The 18,456-nt window shown below is 59.4% G+C and carries 14 protein-coding genes; 10 read left to right on the top strand and 4 right to left on the bottom strand.

The window, feature by feature from the left end:
* Positions 1-140 precede the first annotated feature (140 nt).
* The 3 genes from C0398_03600 to C0398_03590 all read left to right on the top strand — a co-directional run bounded on the left by C0398_03600 (position 141) and on the right by C0398_03590 (position 3,541).
* The gene (locus C0398_03600; protein MBA4365079.1) at positions 141-719 is read left to right on the top strand and encodes a hypothetical protein; all 579 of its coding nucleotides are present in this window, start codon (positions 141-143) and stop codon (positions 717-719) included.
* A gap of 159 nt (positions 720-878) precedes the next feature.
* Positions 879-2,087 carry a cystathionine beta-lyase gene (locus C0398_03595; protein MBA4365078.1) on the top strand — a complete coding sequence of 403 codons (1,209 nt, stop codon included), beginning with the start codon at positions 879-881 and terminating at the stop codon, positions 2,085-2,087.
* Complete coding sequence (locus tag C0398_03590) at positions 2,015-3,541, top strand: hypothetical protein (GenBank protein ID MBA4365077.1); 1,527 nt, start codon at positions 2,015-2,017, stop codon at positions 3,539-3,541. Before C0398_03595 ends, C0398_03590 begins: the two co-directional genes overlap by 73 nt.
* A 73-nt stretch (positions 3,542-3,614) precedes the next feature.
* On the opposite strand, the gene C0398_03585 is transcribed toward C0398_03590, so the two are convergent.
* Both C0398_03585 and C0398_03580 read right to left on the bottom strand, forming a co-directional pair.
* Positions 3,615-4,319, bottom strand: a complete 705-nt coding sequence (locus tag C0398_03585) for a hypothetical protein (GenBank protein MBA4365076.1) — start codon at positions 4,317-4,319, stop codon at positions 3,615-3,617.
* A gap of 27 nt (positions 4,320-4,346) precedes the next feature.
* Positions 4,347-4,622 (bottom strand): hypothetical protein, encoded by a 276-nt coding sequence (locus C0398_03580; protein ID MBA4365075.1) that lies wholly within the window; start codon positions 4,620-4,622, stop codon positions 4,347-4,349.
* 167 nt (positions 4,623-4,789) lie between these two features.
* Between C0398_03580 and C0398_03575 the strand changes: the two genes are divergently transcribed.
* On the top strand, positions 4,790-5,662 hold the full coding sequence (locus tag C0398_03575) for a DUF72 domain-containing protein (GenBank protein ID MBA4365074.1): 873 nt from the start codon (positions 4,790-4,792) through the stop codon (positions 5,660-5,662).
* Positions 5,663-5,802: 140 nt separating this feature from the next.
* On the opposite strand, the gene C0398_03570 is transcribed toward C0398_03575, so the two are convergent.
* Positions 5,803-7,419 carry a sodium:solute symporter gene (locus tag C0398_03570; GenBank protein ID MBA4365073.1) on the bottom strand — a complete coding sequence of 539 codons (1,617 nt, stop codon included), beginning with the start codon at positions 7,417-7,419 and terminating at the stop codon, positions 5,803-5,805.
* 117 nt (positions 7,420-7,536) lie between these two features.
* A complete protein-coding gene (gene galE, locus C0398_03565; GenBank protein MBA4365072.1) occupies positions 7,537-8,520 on the bottom strand; it encodes a UDP-glucose 4-epimerase GalE in 984 nt (327 codons plus the stop codon).
* 169 nt (positions 8,521-8,689) lie between these two features.
* Between galE and galT the strand changes: the two genes are divergently transcribed.
* From galT to C0398_03535, 6 genes are all read left to right on the top strand, one after another.
* Entirely contained in the window at positions 8,690-9,679 is a 990-nt protein-coding gene (gene galT / locus C0398_03560; protein ID MBA4365071.1) for a galactose-1-phosphate uridylyltransferase, read from the top strand.
* A 2-nt stretch (positions 9,680-9,681) separates the two neighbouring features.
* Positions 9,682-10,848: a galactokinase gene (locus C0398_03555; GenBank protein MBA4365070.1), complete on the top strand. Its 1,167-nt coding sequence runs from the start codon at positions 9,682-9,684 to the stop codon at positions 10,846-10,848.
* On the top strand, positions 10,799-12,913 hold the full coding sequence (locus tag C0398_03550) for an alpha-galactosidase (GenBank protein ID MBA4365069.1): 2,115 nt from the start codon (positions 10,799-10,801) through the stop codon (positions 12,911-12,913). Before C0398_03555 ends, C0398_03550 begins: the two co-directional genes overlap by 50 nt.
* A 2-nt stretch (positions 12,914-12,915) precedes the next feature.
* The gene (locus C0398_03545) at positions 12,916-14,214 is read left to right on the top strand and encodes a glycoside hydrolase family 1 protein (GenBank protein ID MBA4365068.1); all 1,299 of its coding nucleotides are present in this window, start codon (positions 12,916-12,918) and stop codon (positions 14,212-14,214) included.
* A gap of 212 nt (positions 14,215-14,426) precedes the next feature.
* Positions 14,427-16,568, top strand: coding sequence for a hypothetical protein (locus C0398_03540; protein ID MBA4365067.1), 2,142 nt, complete (start codon positions 14,427-14,429; stop codon positions 16,566-16,568).
* 1 nt (position 16,569) lies between these two features.
* The gene (locus C0398_03535) at positions 16,570-18,456 is read left to right on the top strand and encodes a hypothetical protein (GenBank protein MBA4365066.1); all 1,887 of its coding nucleotides are present in this window, start codon (positions 16,570-16,572) and stop codon (positions 18,454-18,456) included.

Below are 18,456 nucleotides of genomic sequence, written 5' to 3'. Positions count from 1 at the left end.
ATCACCCTGCTCCTCGTCGGAGCGGGGGGTATTTCTCGGGACTGGTCGCATAGCTTGCGGAGGCCCGACGCCCGATTCTGCGCTATACTTGTCTACTGAGTCTCTGACTCGTAGGAACTGAGAATCAAAGGAGTGCGACTATGATCAGCCGAACGAAACGCATGCGTTTGTGGACGTACCTCCTGGACGCACCTGTCGTCGCTGTTCTGACTTTTGTGTTTTTCTTTCTGATAGACGAGCCGAATCAGAACCTTGGAGCATGTCTCACCGGCATTATATGCATCGGCCTCATCCCGCTGAGCGCGTGGTTCCACATGGTGCGCCACCCTGGTGACTACAAGGGCGAACGAAAGGTGGCCTTCGTCCTGAGCATTGCGGGCTACATGATCGGAACCATCGTCATGCTTGTCTTCTTCCGCGAAGCGCGTCTCTTCCTGGCGCTGATGCTGTCCTACATGTTCACGGTCGTCGGTCTCGTGATCATCAACCTTCTGCACTACAAAGCCTCGGGGCATGCAGCCGGCGTGTCAGGTCCCGCGACGGCCATCACCATCAGGTATGGCTGGCCAGGTGCGATCTCCTATCTCCTGCTCGTCCTTGTCGCCGTAGCCAAGATCAACATCAAGGAGCACACACTGGGACAGCTTTGCACGGGAGCCGGCATCACGATAGCTTCTACCCTGACCGCCTTTGCGATCACGGGCATGCTGCGCTTCTAGTTTCGGACTCCTGCGGGAGCAAGCTCTTTCAGTGTTGCCGCGCGGGCTACTTCACGTCACGAAACATGCTGGTATACTTGCATGGATTGCCTGCAAGAACGGTCGCCCCTGTCAGACTCCTCGATGTGACGGCGCCCTATGGGACAAAAGGAGAGGGGAATGAACTACGACTTTGAACGCGAGCTTGAACGACACAACACGGGTTGCGTCAAGTGGGATCAGAGCTGTGCCGTCTTTGGGAGCGAGGACGTCCTGCCGATGTGGGTGGCAGACATGGATTTCCCCATACCGAAACCGGTCACGGAAGCACTGATACGGCGTGCCCAGCACGAGTGCTACGGCTACTCATGTCCGAGTCCGTCCGTCCTGGAGGCCGTCACGCAGCGCCTGTGGCGCAACTACCAGTGGAAAGTCGATCCTGAGTGGCTGTTGTTCACACCCGGCGTCGTGCCCGCTCTTCATGCTGCAGTGCGCGCGTTCACGATCCCCGGGGATGAGGTCGTTCTTCAGAGCCCGGTTTACTACCCGTTCTGGTCAGCCGTCCGCGAGAATGGCTGTCAAGTCGCCAACAACGAACTGCACTGGAACGGCCGCGAATACGTGATGGACCTCGATGGGCTGAAAGGCATTTTCCAGCCACGCATGTCCGGCATGTCGACGTGCCCATCACCGACAAAGATGATCATCCTGTGCAGCCCGCACAATCCCGTAGGCCGCGTCTGGTCGCGGGACGAACTCATAGCCGTTGGCGAGATCGCCCTGGCCAACGATGCGATCGTCGTGTCAGACGAAATACACTGTGAGCTGCTACTAAACGGCTCGCGCCATGTCCCGTTTGCATCCCTGAGCCCTGAACTCGAGCAGAACAGCATCGTGTGCATGGCACCGTCAAAGACATTCAATCTTGCGGGCCTGGCCACCAGCTTCATCATCGTTCCCAACCCCAAGATGCGCGCGGCGCTGCAACGTCGCATCAACGGAGCCGTGGGCATGGTCACACCATTTGGATACACTGCCCTGGAAGCGTCGTTCCGTGAGGGTGATGACTGGCTCACCCAGGTGCTGCACTACATAGAGGGTAACGTGACATATGTCCGACTGTTCGTCCAGGACCACATGCCGCAGATCAAGGTCATGCCCATTGAGGGAACGTATCTGATGTGGCTGGACTTCCGCCCACTTGGCATGGACGTCCATCAGCTCTCGGACTTCTTGCGCGAGAAGGCCAGAGTCGGTCTCGACGAAGGGTACGTCTTTGGTCCTGGCGGCGAAGGCTTCGCACGCATGAACATCGCATGCCCACGCTCGACGGTGCAGGAGGGACTGACCCGTATCGCCGATGCCATACGAACACTGGAGCAGCATTGATGCGCCTGTCTGGACCTGAAAGCGATGAACTGGGCTGCACGACGATTGTCGTCGGCCGGTCTGCATCGCAGTCGGGTTGCCTTGTCGTCGGTCACAATGAAGATGACGCGCACCGGCTGGTCGTGCGTCACCACATCGTCAAGGCCGGTGAACATCCTGCCGCTACGCGGCTGAGAGACGGAACGCTGCTGTACCGCGAGCCACACACCTCTCTGGAACTTCCTGTGCCCGAGGACACCCTGGCCTACGACTGGACAGAGCTGGTCGGACAGGACTTCGCAGACAGCTTTCTCAACAGCGAGGGGGTCAGTATTTGCTGCGACAGCGCCGCAGGCACACGTGAACAGCAGCCTGAGCTGGAGCGGGGTGGCATCGGCCACTTCCTGCCACAACTGGTCGCCGAACAGGCCCGCTCCGCCCGTGAGGGCGTCCTGATGGCGGGCCAGCTTGTCGAGGCATACGGCTACTGCGATGCTCGTATCATCACGATCGCGGACCAGCATGAGGCGTGGGTCCTTCAGATCCCCGGGGGTCACGAGTGGCTGGCGGAACGCGTCCCCGACGATGCGGTCGTCGTCCTGCCAAACTATCTCATCTCCCGTCAGGTCGACTTGGCGAATATAGACCGGTTTCTTGCGTCGGCGGACCTGGAGACCCATGCCATACAGCGCGGGTGGTACGATCCCACTGGAACAGAGCCTTTCGATTTCAAGGGAGCTTACGGACCGCCCGAGATCAATGATTCTCCATTGAGCACCAGCCGACAGCAGACCGGGCTCTTCCTGCTCACGGGGCAAGAATTCCCGCTGGACAACATGCCATTTTCATGCGTGCCACAGCACCCCGTGACCCTTGGTGATGTCATGGCGTGCCTGCGCTGCGTCGCCCCCCACGGACAGTCCACCCGGCAGGCTCTGGGAATGAGCGGCAGCTTCCACAAGAACGTGGCTCAGACCACCATGCGCCCGATTTCGGTCTGGACCACACAGGAATCCTCTGTAACCGAACTGAGGAACCAAGCCCCCGGACCGCAGTCCGTGACTGTCTGGCGAGCCTCCGGGATTCCCGACGAGCTTCCCTACACGCCGTGGTATCCACTGGCTATGATGGCAACAGCTCCTGGATACCCAGATCCCTACGCCACAGGAGACCCTGACCACCTCGACATGAGCTCCGCATTCTGGACGTTCCGCCTCTTTGTGACCGCGGTCGACAGCGACTATGCCAGGCGCATCGCCGAAGTCCAGGCGGCCTTCCTGCTACTGGAAGCACAGGCCATCGCAGTAGATAAGCTCCTTCAGAACATGCGTGTGGACACAGACACCTCTGGCGAAACCATCGCCAGGCTGCTCACGGCGTGCGGAGAAGGGCTGGGGATGGAAGCGCTGAGTATCTGCAGAGAGCTGCTTCGGCAGTGGCAGACGAAATCCGAGCAGACCCCATTCAGGGAATGACCGCTCTCGCCTACCTACCTATTGCCTCACGAGTAAACCTACTCGAACGGGGAGTCGTTGCCTCACATCAGAATCACCTCGAAACCGGGTGAAGTTGCCAGTTGTTGCCTTTCCTCGGAGTGATGTGGGGCCGGTCCTTGTTCTTCGTGAGGACAAGGTCCCGCAGGCGCCGTTCATCTGCAAGGATCGTATCATGGAGAGCGACGGGGTCAGGGTGCCACTCCTGAGCCCTGAGCGCCTCCTTTGTTTGCTCCGTGATACAGGGGGACGCCAGGACACGCTCATACGGAGAGCAGGGTGCGTCATACGAGCGGGTCACCTTGGCTCCCTGCCGTGTCTTCTGGGTGAGCTGCATCACCGGCAGGAAGAAGTTGGTGAACAGCCGGAGTGAGCGATAGATGGTGTTCATGAGCAGGACCTCTTCCTCGGTGTCATACCGGGGGTACCAGACCGTCTTGCGGACGATGCTCCAGTTCTTCTGCTCCACGAAGCAACTGTCATGCTTCCTGTATGGACGTGACCGTGCCTTGGTGATGTGCTCCTGATGACAGTAACGGATCAGGTGGTTGTTCATGAACTCGCTCCCGTTATCCGAATGGATGCCCAGGAGTGGGAACAGGAGGTCGCTGCGTATGCCTCTCAGTGCAGCAACAATATGCTCCTGACTCTTGTTCCGCACTGCCCTGGTCTCGGTCCACCCTGTCGCCACGTCGGTGACGTCCAGGGTGCAGGCATACTCTCCGCTGGCAACACTGCCTTCATGGGTCACCAAGTCCACAGCGACGAACCCTGGCCGGGGAGGGTCCTACTGGGCAGCAGTCTGGACAGGGACCTGCCGCAGGAGGAGCATGCCGGGACGAGGGCGATGGACGGGACCCCTTCCCTGCGCCCCCCTCGCTCGCAGGGTGCTGCGTGCGTACGAACGGTTGAGATGTGTCAGGTCCACGAACTCATCCAGGATCCTCGACTTCTCCTTCTTCGTTGCATGGGCGTACTTTGCTCGCAGCTCTTCCATCACCGCTCGTCGTTGCTTCATGGTCAACCCCATCTCTTCACCTCTCCTCTGCTCACCCTCTTCCATGGTTCCTCCTTAGTCACCTGGATTGGAGTAGATTCATTCGTGAGGCAACGATGCAATTTGGAGTAGATAATAGGTGAGACAATACGCCTTCTATACTATTCGCTGGCGGACAGTACACTGGCAGAGGAACCGCCGGCAATGGTGGCAGAGCAACCAGAGGAGGAACCGTGGCCATGAATGCAGAGATACGTATCGGCACATGCGGATACTCGTTCCCTGACTGGAAAGGCGTCGTCTACCCGCCCGACCTGCGCCCCTCGCTGTACCTTGTCCACTACGCCCGCACGCTCGGCTTCAACGCGGTCGAGCTGGACAGCAGCTTCTACCACATGCCCACCATTCCCTTGATCGAGGCTCTCTTCCAGAAGACACCACCTGGCTTTCTGTTCACCGTCAAGGCACACCGAAGCATGACGCACGAAGTATGGAACGCGATGAGGCCGGTCGCTCCGGGACGCCCAGCGTTTCCTGATCTGGCTTCGGGACTCAAGAGCGCCGCCCTCCTGGCGCCCGCGTTCATGGCGTTCTGGGAAGCAGTGACGCCGATGGCTGACGCAGGCCGTCTGGGAACTGTTGTCCTCCAGTATCCGCCGTGGTTCCGGGACACTCCGGAAAACCGGAGGTTTCTCCTGACGACCCGCGATATGCTGCCCCGATTGCCTCTTTCTATCGAGTTCCGCGACCGAAGCTGGCACAACGGAGACTCACTGGCGTTCCTCAGACAGGAACACCTTGGCTACGTCGCCGTCGACGAGCCACAGCTGCGCAATCTCCTGCCTCTGGTCCCGGCCGTCACCAGCGACGTCGCCTATCTCCGGCTGCACGGACGCAATTCGAACTGGTTCGGCGCGAGCCGCGACGAACGGTACGACTACCTCTACTCGAAAGAGGAGCTGGAGCAGATGCTTCCGTCCATTCGCGCCATGGCTGCAAGCGCACCGCTGATGTTCGTCATGACCAACAACTGCCACCGGGGTCAGGCGGTGCAGAACGCACGAGACCTGCAGGCAATGCTGTTCCCACAACAGAACCGGACGTAGCCATCACGCCACACCATCTATACATCAGAGACCGGAGCCGCAGCGCTTCGACTCCTTGAGGCCGTCGAGACGAGTCCTGCCGAACTGAGAAGCCCCCGCCTTGCAGGCGGGGGCTCAGCGTATTCCTGAACGAAGCGCGCCTAGTACACGCCCAGGACGACGTCCGCGATGTTGTCGGCGTGGTCTGAGACGCGCTCGAGGTTCGTGAACAGGTCCACGACGACGACACCGACCTGTGGGTCCAGCTCATGCGCGTTCAGCCGGGAGATATTGCGGGACATGCACTCCTTCGTCATCACGTCGCAGCGATCTTCCATGTCCTTCACGCGGTGGGCGCGTTCGACATCATAGTCCCGAAGGGCGTCCATGGCCTCGTCAAGCGTCTTCAGGACGTGAGCAAACTCCGTCTTGAGGTCATCCTGGGTACCGTTGGTGAACTTCAGCCGCTTGTCGTCCTTGATCTGGATGAGTTCGACGAGGTTGGTCGCATGGTCGCCGACGCGTTCGATGTCGTTGACTGCATGCATCAGGGCCATGACACGCGTGCCCTGTGCTTCCGAGAGATCGTGTTCGGTGATCTTGGTGAGATAACCCGTGATCTCCTTCTGCATAGAGTTCACCAGTTCCTCGTTGCCCAGCACGTTCTCGAGGAGATTCATACGGTTCTCGAAGAGGGCGATCCTGCAGTTGTCTACCATCTCATAGGCAACATGGCCCATGCGGTAGAGTTCCTGGGTCGCCTGCGAGAGGGCCACGGACGGCGTTACAAGTACCCGATCGTCGATGAACTGGACGATCCGGGTTTCGACCTCCTTCTCCTTGGACGGCAGAAGACGCACGACCAGCTTCTCGAACGGATTGATGAAGATCAGCGCGACGATGGTCATGAGGACGTTGAACATCGTGTGCGCGTTGGCCACCTGGTGGGGAAGCGTCGATGCCGTGAGTTCCACGAGGTTGGCAAAGGGCTTGAGGAATGGGAACATGATGGCCGTGCCCATGCAGTTGAAGAGGAAGTGCGTGAGTGCCGCTCGCTTGCTGGTGACGTTAGCACCGAGACTCGCCAACCCCGCGGTCAAGGTCGTTCCAATGTTAGCCCCCAGGATCAGGGCGATAGCCGACGGCAGCGTAATCATGCCTTTCATCGCCAGGGCGACGACCAGGCTGGTGGTCACCGACGAACTCTGGATGAGCGCTGTGAACACGGCTCCGGCTCCGGCGCCCAGGATGGGGATATTGCCAAACCGTACCAGGAAGTCGATGAAGCCCTGACTGTCCTTGAGCGGCGCGAGAGTGTCCGCCATGAAATACAGGCCGAAGAACAGGATGCCGAAACCGAGGATGGCCTCGCCGACAGCCTTGCTGGTCTTGCGCTTGACGAAGAACTCCATCATGACGCCGACGACCATGAAGAGCCATACCAGCTTGTCCAGTTTGAGCACGATGATCTGGGCTGTGATGGTCGTCCCGACGTTGGCGCCGAAAATGACTCCCATGGCCTGCCTCAGCGTCATCAGTCCAGCATTGGCGAACCCGACGACCATGACGGTGGTGGCTCCACTGCTTTGGATGATGCCGGTGACCAGCATGCCCACCAGGACTCCGCGGATTGGTTTGTTGGTAAGAGCCTGCAGGATACGTCTGAGAGAATCCCCGGCCGCTTTCTGAAGGCCGTCCCCAAGGAGTTTCATACCATACAGGAAGAAGGACAGCCCAATGACGAGATTCATGGCTAACGAGACGTACTGGCCACGCATTCGTGCCTCCGAGAATCAGTTTTCGGGTCGGTCTGGTATCTTGCCGCCTGTTTATTCTACAGCATTAAGCAAGCTCGTCAAAAAACGTACCCGGGAAGACCGCGCCATCACGTGTGACTAGCGGATCGGTCGATGCTGCTCCCAGTTCCAGGCTGTCCGGACAATAGCCTCGAGGTCGGCCAGCTGAGGTGCCCACCCCAGTTCTCTGCATGCACGAAGATTGCCGGCAACGAGCACTGCAGGGTCCCCCACGCGCCGGCCCGCCTCAAGAATCGGTATGTTGTGGCCCACGATCCGTTGGGCAGTCTCGATAATCTTCCTCACCGAAAATCCTTCACCGTTTCCCAGATTATAGGTGGCCTCCGTCTGCCGCTCGAGTGACTCCAAGGCGAGAACATGGGCATCTGCAAGATCACTCACGTGGACGTAGTCCCGGATGCAGGTGCCGTCAGCCGTCGGGTAGTCGCTCCCGAACACACTCACCGACGAGCTCCGGCCGGCTGCAGCCTGGAGCACAAGAGGTATCAGATGCGTCTCCGGATCATGGTCTTCGCCGATCCCGCCATCGGGGTCGGCTCCGGCGGCATTGAAATACCTCAGCGAGACCGAACGCAACCCGTATGCCGCCGCGTAGTCATGCAGGATTCCCTCGATGACGAGCTTGGTGCGCCCATAGACGTTTGTCGGTGCCAACGTGCTGTCCTCGTCTATGGGAACGCTGGCCGGCTCTCCATAGACGGCGGCAGAGCTGGAGAAGACGATGCGGTCAACCCCAGTTGCACGCATGGCGTCGAGAAGATGCAGCGTACCAGTCACATTGTTCGTGTAGTAGGCGCGAGGCTCAATCATCGATTCGCCGACAAGACTGAAGGCTGCAAAGTGTATGATGCTTGTCACGTGGAACTGCCGGATGGTCATCGCGACGTGGGCCGTGTCGGCGATGTCACCGACAATAAGTGGAACGTCCTGTGGAACGGCCCAGCGATGCCCTTTGGACAGGTTGTCGAACACGGCGACTCGGTAGCCATTTCGTACGAGCCTGCGTACAGTGTGCGATCCAATGTAGCCAGCGCCACCGGTCACGAGAACTGTTCCACTCATCATCCCCTCCACCTCTTCAGCACATACTGGATTATGTAGCAAGTATAGTCTGTACGGAGTGCATGAACAAGCAGACAGCATCGCCCGTCCTGTACCAATGGAGGCGTTAGCCTATACTGCAAGACGTAAGGCCAGTGCTGCGGCACTGTAGCGAAACAGGAGGACTACGATGGCGGAACTACGATGGAACCCACTTCTGCGCACATGGACGATGATAGCGGGCAACAGGCAGGCACGACCCAACCTGCGTGCTGACGGCTGTCCCTTCTGCCCTGGATCGGGCAACGTTCCGTCCACCTACGACGTTCTCGCATACGACAATGACTTCCCGGCACTGACGGCGGATCCCGACGAACCCGACGCAGTCGGATCAGAGCTCTCGCCGGTTGCTCCCAACTACGGCAAGTGCGAGGTGATCTTGTACTCTCCACAGCACGATGTCAGTCTCCACGACCTGAGTGTCGCTCATCTGATCCGGCTTGTGGAACTCTGGACCGAGAGGCAGAAGATTCTCTCTGGTGACCCTCGCATCAAGTATATCTTCCCCTTCGAGAATCGTGGCGAGGAAGTCGGCGTCACGATGAGACACCCCCATGGGCAGATCTACGCCTATCCATTCGTCCCATTGAAGATCCGAACGGAACTGGATAGCGCACGCGCCTGGCATGACCAGCATGGAAGCTGCCTGTTCTGTGACCTCACCCGCAGCGAGGCGTCGGATCGCCGACGTGTCATCTTGTCGAACGAGAGTTTTGTGGCATACATCCCCTCGTTCACTGACTATCCCTACGGAGTGTTCGTCACAAGCCGCGCTCACAGGGGATCCTTCACCGACTTCACTTCTTCGGAACGGACCGAGCTCGCTCGCATGCTCAAGACGCTTACTGGAGGATTCGACCTCTTGTTCGCCCGGCGCTTCCCCTACATGATGTGCATCCATCAGACACCGGTGAACAGCCCGGAAGATGCCGGCTGCGAGGAGTCGTACCACTTTCACATCGAGTTCTACCCTCCACTCCGCAACGAGACAACCGTGAAATACTACGCCTCCTCAGAGATGGGCGCTTGGGCAGCATGCAATACCCTGCGCGTGGAGGATACTGCACCAGCTCTTGCGGCTGCATGCAGAAGATTTGCTCAGACCGAGGAGAAAGCGTAGACATGCCTCTATCCGTTGCCGATGAATTCGTGCATCTGTACGGTCCCGGGGACCTTGAGGTCCGAGGATTCTTCGCTCCCGGCAGAGTAAACCTCATTGGGGAACACATCGACTACAACGGCGGTCTAGTCATGCCCGTAGCAGTCACGCTGGGGATTGCGGCAGCCTGCCGACTTCGATCCGACCATCTCGTCAGACTCCGCTCATCGGACGACCCGCTGGCCGTCGAGATCGACTTGGATCGGCCCATCGAACCCGACCCTGCCCGTGGCTGGGGAAACTATCCCGCGGGGGTCCTCCATGAACTCCTTCTTCAGGGAGTCGATCTGAGGGGGACCGATGTCCTCTTCACCACGACACTTCCGCAGGGAGCAGGGCTCTCGTCTTCCGCTGCCATGGAAGTACTGACCGCGTTTTCCTTTCTCGCACTTGCGGAGGCTCCCACGGACGACCTCAAGGCCATCGCCCTGCTCTGCCAGAAGGTAGAGAACCAGTTTGCCGGGGTCAACTGCGGCATCATGGATCAGTTCGCCGTCGCACTCGGCAAAAAAGACTGTGCCCTGCTGCTCGACTGCGAATCACAGGACTACCACTATGTGCCTGTTGCCCTGGGGGCACACGCTCTCGTCATCATGAACACGTCCAGGCAGCGGCGACTGACCGACTCCAAGTACAATGAACGCAGAGCCGAGTGCGATGCCGTTCTCCACCTTCTCGGAACAGACGCGCCCCGAAACGGCCTTGTCCACGCCCAATGGAGGGACGTCCTGGCCCACGTTTCAGACCCAGTTCTGCAGCGAAGAGCGCGTCATGTCATCTCCGAGCAGGCACGTGTGGAACAAGCCTCTCGCGTGCTGGCGGCCGGCGATCTGGTCACATTCGGGAGACTGCTCACGGAGTCTCACGCATCGCTAAGGGATGACTACGAAGTGACCGGATCGTATCTCGACGTGATCGTAAGTGCGGCACTTCAGGCCCCAGGATGTCTGGGAGCCCGCATGATGGGCGCCGGTTTCGGAGGCTGTGCAATCGCACTCGTCGAGCAGGAACGAATTCCCGACTTTGTGGCTTCGGTTCGATCCGCGTACCTCGGGGCGACTGGCCTGGAACCTGCATTCTATGCGACACACACGGCTGATGGGGCCCACGAAACAACCGGGGAGGCATAGGATGAAAAATGTGAAGGGCAAACTGACCTATCGTCGCGAAGGGGTCGTCATGACCCTGAATTTCGATCTGATTGATCAAGCGGAAAACGATGATCTCGTCATTGCGCCGACGACAGGAGCGACCGTCCCCGGCGAACGCTGGACCGTCACCGTGACGCCTCGCACCACAGTGACGCTGCTCGCGGCCGAACTGCGAGTCCCCGTTCCTGTTCCACCATACAGCCGCATCTTCGTGAATGGCTACCAGACGTGGACAGAATCTCGTGAGCTGGGGCCCCGGGATCGCATCCCCTCGCTCAACAGGCTGGCCCGCTCACGGTGTTCCATGTACGGCGACTACGAGTTCGTCACGAACCCCGGATTTCCGGGGCGTTTCCATGGCTGGACCTATGGATACGTTCGGACCAAGTCCGATCTTCTGACCCTGTTTGGTTCGCTGGCCGAACAGACAGGGTTCACCCTGGTGACGGTCGCCGCCTCCGCAGGAAGGGTCACGCTCCAGAAGGAATGCGGCGGGGTCACGCCTGCTAGCCCATATGTTCTGTACGACGTGTACGTAGGAACGGGAACGGACCGGGAGACGTTTGGCTGCTATTTCGACCTCCTTGGCCTCCGACCTCTCCGGACGCCACCTCTGACCGGATGGACAAGCTGGTACAACTACTACACGGGCATCACGCAGGAGATCATCCAGCACAACCTCGACGCTTTGGGCGAACACAAGGTCCCTCTCGATGTCTTCCAGATCGACGACGGGTGGCAACATGCCGTCGGCGACTGGCTGACAGCCAACGCCAAGTTCCCGGACGGGATGGGGACCATGGCCGATGCAATCCACAGACGCGGCTACAAGGCCGGCTTGTGGGTGACGCCCTTCATCGCCGAGGAGAGATCTGACCTGCTGCGCAATCATCCCGACTGGTTCCTGACAGATGACCACGGAAAGCCCGTCAAGGCCGGCTACAACCCAAGCTGGAGCGGTTTCTTCTACTCGCTTGACGTGGCGAACCCGACCGTCCGCTCCTATCTCCGCGATGTCTTCGACCTGATCCTGCACGCCTGGCACTTCGACCTGGTCAAGCTCGACTTCTTGTACGCCGCCTGCCGCAAAGCCCCCGAGGGCAAGACACGAGGCCAGGTCATGTCCGAATCCATGCAGTTCCTGCGCGACATCATCGGGGATAACCTCATCCTGGGATGTGGCGTTCCACTTGGCCCTGCATTCGGACAGGTCGACTTCTGCCGAATCGGTGGAGACGTCGCCCTGAAATGGGAGGACCGCCTGCTCTCAACGATTCACTACCGCGAGCGGGTATCGACAGTCTGCGCGCTGCGCAACGCTATCGGCCGAAGACATCTGAACGGAATGGCCTTCTGGAACGATCCGGACGTCACCATCCTTCGCGACACCGGAAACAGTTTGACCGAGGCGCAGCGTCGCACCCTGTTCCTGGTGAACCAGGCGATGGGGGGCCTCGTCTTCACGTCAGACGACATCTCCTCCTATACGGACGCACAACTCAGGCAGTATCTTTCCCAGTTTCCGTTCTCTGCGAAGGCCGCCCTCGAGGCTAGACCATTCGGCGAGGCATGGCGCCTGACCTTGAGCGCAGAGAACGCCACCTACGTCGTGGCTGCCAACCTGGGTTCCCGACCTGCCACGATAGACCTAGATCCTGGTATCTATTACTGCAACGGGCGCCTGGTCGACGGACAAGAGTCTCTGCAGCTCCTTCCCTTCGATTCGACCTGTCTCCGGAAGGCGAATGGAGACAACATTGAACTCCTCGGAACGACGACCCACCTGTTCCCGGGACTCGATATCGCGCACTTCGAGTGCCACGAAACATCCATCGAACTTCGGCGGTTCGACACCGCCCAACTCGAAGGCGAAGCACTGATCGGCATCCCCGACACATCCGCTCGATGGACCGTGAACGGCGAGGCTGTGGCTCCAGAGCGGCAAGGCATTCACACAGTCTTGCGAGTGCCCATGGCGCGAGTTGCGCGACCGGTCGATTCAGGCATACTGCTGAGAGCGGCATCACGAGACAAGGAGGTATGACCATGAAACCATTTGCACTGCCGGAGAGTTTCCTGCTGGGCACGGCGACAGCTTCACTGCAGATCGAGGGTGGTGATCGCAACAACAGCTGGTATCGCTGGGTCCAGACCGGTCATGTCAAGGATGGCACCAGCTGTATCGTAGCTGACGACCACTGGAACCGGGTGACTGAAGACATTGCACTCATGAAGCAGCTCCATCAGCAGACCTATCGGATGAGTCTCGAGTGGAGCCGCATCGAGCCGGCACGGGGCCAGTTCGACAAGGATGCTGTCAGCCACTATCGTCTCGAGATACAGCAACTCGTGAACGCCGGAATCAGGCCTCTTGTCACGCTGCACCATTTCTCGAACCCACTGTGGCTCGAAGACGCGGGTGCCTGGGTCAACCCGGACGTCGTCGACCTTTTTGAGCGGTACACCGCGTATGTCGTCGAGAACCTTGGCGACCTCGTGAGTGACTGGTGCACCATCAACGAGCCGAACGTCTACCTCGCGGCGGGATACGTCATGGGCAGATGGCCGCCGAGCGACATCAGCATCACCAAATACTTCCGGGGCGCCCGCAACATGATCATGGCACACATCAAGTCCTATCGCAAGATTCATCAGGTGCGTGACTCCAATGGCTACAATGATACGATGGTTGGCGTCGCCAATCACCTCAGGCTGTTCGATTCCAAGCATGGCAACGGTCGTGAACGGTGGGCGGCGGGCATGTATGAACGACTCTTCCAGGAGCTCTTTGTCACAGGGATGTGCGAGGGAAGGCTCCTCTCGCCGCTGGGCAGGGGGTACCCTCTCGGCGAAGGTCGGTACTTCGATTTCCTCGGTATCAACTACTACACGCGCGATATCGTCGATTGCTCCGACAAGTCCACGAACCCACTGGGCAGGCTTGAGGTACGCGAAGACAGCCAGAAGAACGACCTTGGGTGGGAGCTGTACCCTGAGGGACTGTATCGTGTGTGCAAGAAGTACTGGGACCGCTACCATAGCCCCATCTTCATCACCGAGAATGGCACGGCCGATGCCAAGGACGCCTTCCGGACGAGGTACATCTACGACCATCTTCTCCAGGTGAGCCGCCTGATCGAGGACGGTATCGATGTACAGCGCTACTATCACTGGTCCCTGATGGACAATTTCGAGTGGGCCGAGGGCCTGAGTGCGAGATTCGGCATCGTCGCAGTGGACTACGCCACGCTCGAGAGGACGGTACGCACCAGCGGATGGTTCTATGCTGACATCGCGAGACATCGCGGCGTTACGGAGAAGATGATCCAGCAGTATCTGAGCTGAACACCGCACATTCACAAGCGCCACGCCGGGATCAAACCCGGCGCTTTTCGTTTTCCTCAACACAGCCCTTGCCTCCAGAATCCTGTGTCGCGAGTGACTTTCTTCCCGGATTTCCTATACTACGATGAAGAGAATATAAGGGAGAAAACGATGCTGGACACATACCAAAGCCGACTGAGCAGCAGACCCCAAAGGGGTGTAACGCTCTCAGGATGCTTCCACCTCTGTTGCAGGGACCGACCGGGCTGCAGACCCCGAAGGGGTCTATAGATATGCCCCCCCTCCTTGCCGTCTGTTTCGTGTGGCACTTTCACCAGCCACAGTATCAGGATCTCACGTCGGGAACGGCGCTGCTTCCGTGGACTCGGCTTCACTGCGCACGCAACTACACGATGATGCTCCACCTGCTCGAAGAGCAGCCCGCAGCGCACGTCACAATCAACATGACGCCGGTCCTGGCTGCCCAGCTCGATGCCTATGCCAACGACAAGTGCACCGACGAGTGGCTGGAGCTATCTGCGAGGCGAGTCGACGAGCTCGACATGGACCAGCGTGCACGGCTTGTCGCGATGTTCTTCGACGTCAACCAGCAACGCGTTATCGAACAAGACTCCCGTTACCGCCAACTGTCCCTGCGAAGGTCTGAGCCAATCAAGATTTGGTCGGAACAGGAGCTGCGGGACCTTCAATGCCTGTTCACGCGGGCGTGGACGTGCTCCAGCGAACTCAGGGAAAGGCCAGGGGGAGCAACTCTTCTGGGCAAAGCCCGGGACTTCACCGAAGAGGACCGTGCAACGCTGGTTCACGCTCAACGTGACCTGGTCCGGGACTTCCTCCCGAGATTGGCAGGACTCTGCCGGTCGGGGCAGGTTGAAGTGGCTACATCGCCCTATGCGCACCCGATTCTTCCGCTGCTTATCGATACGGACACTGCTGCCGTGGTCCAGGACACTCCCCTGCCACACCCAGCGTTTCGCCACCCCGAAGACGCGCTGCACCAACTGCAACTCGGAAAGCAGTATGTCGAGCAGCTCTTAGGGCTGCCGATCTCAGGGTGCTGGCCTTCCGAGGGCAGCGTGTCGCCGCAGGCAGTTGCCGAGATCGCGCGCGCCGGCTTCTCATGGACGGCCACCGATGAGGATATCCTGCTACGAGAGCTCCCTGGAGAACCCCGGTCAGTGCTGTACTGCCCCTACCGGGTGCAGACGACCGCTGGGGATATTTCGATGATCTTCCGCGACCGCGCGCTCTCAGATGCCATCGGCTTCAAGTACGCATCAATGACCACAGATGACGCAGTGTCGGAGTTCATAGAGCACGTGCGCACAGTAAGGGACAGCCTCGACCGGCCCGGAATGTTGTCGATCATCATGGATGGCGAGAACGCATGGGAGTTCTACCCCGGAGGCGGGGTTCCGTTTCTCCGGGCTCTCTACACAGCGCTTGCCAGTGAATCCGACGTACGGCTCATGACGGTAAGCGACGCACTGAAGGGCGTATCGGCATCAGATATGCCTGCCTTCCGCCCGGGTTCGTGGATCGACGGCAACTTCCGCGTCTGGATCGGTGAAGAAGAAGACAATGAAGCATGGGGGTACCTCCGGGCGACCCGGGAGGACTGGGGACGATTTGACCCAGCTGAACAGGAACGCTCATGCATGTCCCTGCTTGCAGCCGAAGGGTCTGACTGGAACTGGTGGTATGGTCGTGAGCGCACAGCCGAGACGTCAGTTCAGTTCGATGATCTCTATCGGAGGCACTTGACGAACGTCTACACGCAGGCTGGTCGTCCAGTCCCGGATCAGCTCCTCGAACCAGTTCTGGACAGCGAGCCACTGACAGTTGCCGTCGAACCCGCCGGTCTCATGAATCCGCGGATCGACGGAGGACCAGCGACGTATCTCGATTGGGCATCTGGACGCTGTTTCCGGCCGGACAGCGGAGGAGGTGCGATGAACTCCGGAGCCCCCGCCGTAGCGTCGCTGCGCATCGGGTACAGCCTATCCGCGATGTATCTTCTGGTACAGTTGACGCCCGAGATGGCAGCCACCGAGGACCTGAGGGTCGAAGTACGTCTGTCTTCACAGGTGGGACCGAGCCGCTTCGTCGTCCAACGAGAGGGCGGCATGGTCACAGGGTGGACAGAGCCTCCTGGCGATACCGACTGGGCCCTGCAGAAAACCCTGCAAGTCAAGCTTCCCTTCACGACAATCAGAGCTCAACGAGGCGAACGTGTCACCTTCACCGTCCTGGTCTCCGGCGGAGGACGCCTGGTTGCAACCATTCCTGTCAGGGGAGTAATGTCGATGACACTCCCTGACATGGACTACGAACTCCAGCACTGGGAGGTGTGATATGAAGAAGCTGTGTCTGTGCATTCATAATCACCAGCCGGTGGGCAATTTCGACAGCGTGTTCCGAGAGGCCATCAACCGCGCCTATCTGCCATTCCTCGAAACGCTGACTGACTTCCCGTGTATCAAGGTCTCTCTTCACACCTCGGGGCCACTCCTGGAGTTCATCGAACGGAATCATCTGTACGCATACCTGGACCTCATGCGGAAGCTAGTCGCGCGAGGTCAATTGGAGCTGGTCGGTGGAGGCTTCTACGAACCCATCCTGCAACTGCTGCCGGAGAACGACCGCATTTCGCAGATCCAGCTCATGAGTGACGAACTTCTGAGACTCTTTGGACAACGACCCACCGGCCTGTGGCTGACCGAACGAGCGTGGGAGCCACACCTTGCACGTTCCCTGGCCTTGGCTGGAGTCCAATGGACCCTGCTTGACGACAATGGATTCGAGAAGACAGGGCTCCACGGAACAGACCTGTTTCATGTCTACGTCACCGAGGAAGAAGGGCACACGATCAAGGTGTTCCCTATCCTCAAGGAGCTGCGCTACAAGATTCCGTGGGCGGAGCCTGACGAGACCCTGCGCTTCATCCGTCAGAGTCCCAACGATGCAGAAGTGTTCGTGTATGGAGACGACGGTGAGAAGTTCGGCATGTGGCCGGGCACTTATGATCACGTCCATGTCGGCGGATGGCTGCGACGACTCTTTCAGGCGCTGACAGATGCGGACGACGTCGTCACCGTGACGGTCGGCGAAGCTGCGTCTTCTTTGCAGCCACGGGAGCGCGTCTACCTGCCGGCCTGCTCGTACGCCGAGATGGAGGAATGGTCACTGGGAGCGTCGCGGCAGAAGGCGTTCGCAGACCTGCACGAGAAGATCAGTCCGGAGGACCGTTCGTTCCTCAGCGGAGGCACATTTCGCAACTTTCTGGCCCGATACCCGGAGGCCAACCGCATGCACAAACGCATGCTGTTCGTCGGCAGTGAGGTGGGCGAGGCGGGCGGGGAAGCCCGCACGCACTACCTTCGAAGCCAGTGCAATTGCGCATATTGGCACGGTATCTTCGGAGGGCTGTACCTTCCACACCTTCGCGACGCCGTCTACGCCGAGCTCCTCACAGCCGAACGGCTGATGCCGGAGCGACGCCTGGGTGCGTGGCTGCAGGACACGGACGCTGACGGGCGGCCTGAGGTCGTCATGGCAACCGAGGACCAGGTGTTCTTCCTGCACGCCTGCGGCGGTCGCCTGGTCCTGTGGGACGACCTGCGGCAGGCGTGGTCCTGGAGCAATGTCATGACAAGATACCACGAGGCCTACCATGACCGGATGCTCGAAGCCACGTCGCGGAGTGAAGCGCAGGGAGCATCTAACATCCACGAGACTCTGTGCCTCAAGGACCCTGATGCCCTTGGCGCACTTCAATTCGACGATCACATGCGGGTCAGCTTCATCGATCGCTTCGGTCCGTCACTCGATGCCGCCACAGGCGATGAACCTGCGATGGAAGAGTACTCTGCAGAACTCGGCCAGACCTGGGCGCGGTTCGAGGCGCCCGGGCTGATTGTCAAGACATTCGCGCCGACTAAGGGCGGGCTCCGTGTCGATTTCGAGATCGAGGCACTGCAGGACTGGTACGTATGTGAGCTGAACCTGGCACTGTGGTGGGAAGACAGAGAACGCTCGTTTGTGGCGGACTCCTTCAGCATCGGAACCGAATCTCATCCTCTCTCGGTACGGACCAGCTGCCCTGTTCATGTGGAACTGTCTCCGATAAGGACGGTCTCGAATTCAGAGAGCGGCATCGAAACTGTCTACCAGGGAATGACAGTGTCCATTGCGCTTGACCTGCAAACGTCACGGCACCTGACCCTTGATATTGGAGGCTGA

Source organism: Coprothermobacter sp. (assembly GCA_013824685.1).
GTDB lineage: Bacteria > Caldisericota > Caldisericia > Cryosericales > Cryosericaceae > Cryosericum.
The sequence above is the reverse complement of the archived record's forward strand: the minus strand, read 5'-3'. Positions and strand labels throughout refer to the sequence as shown.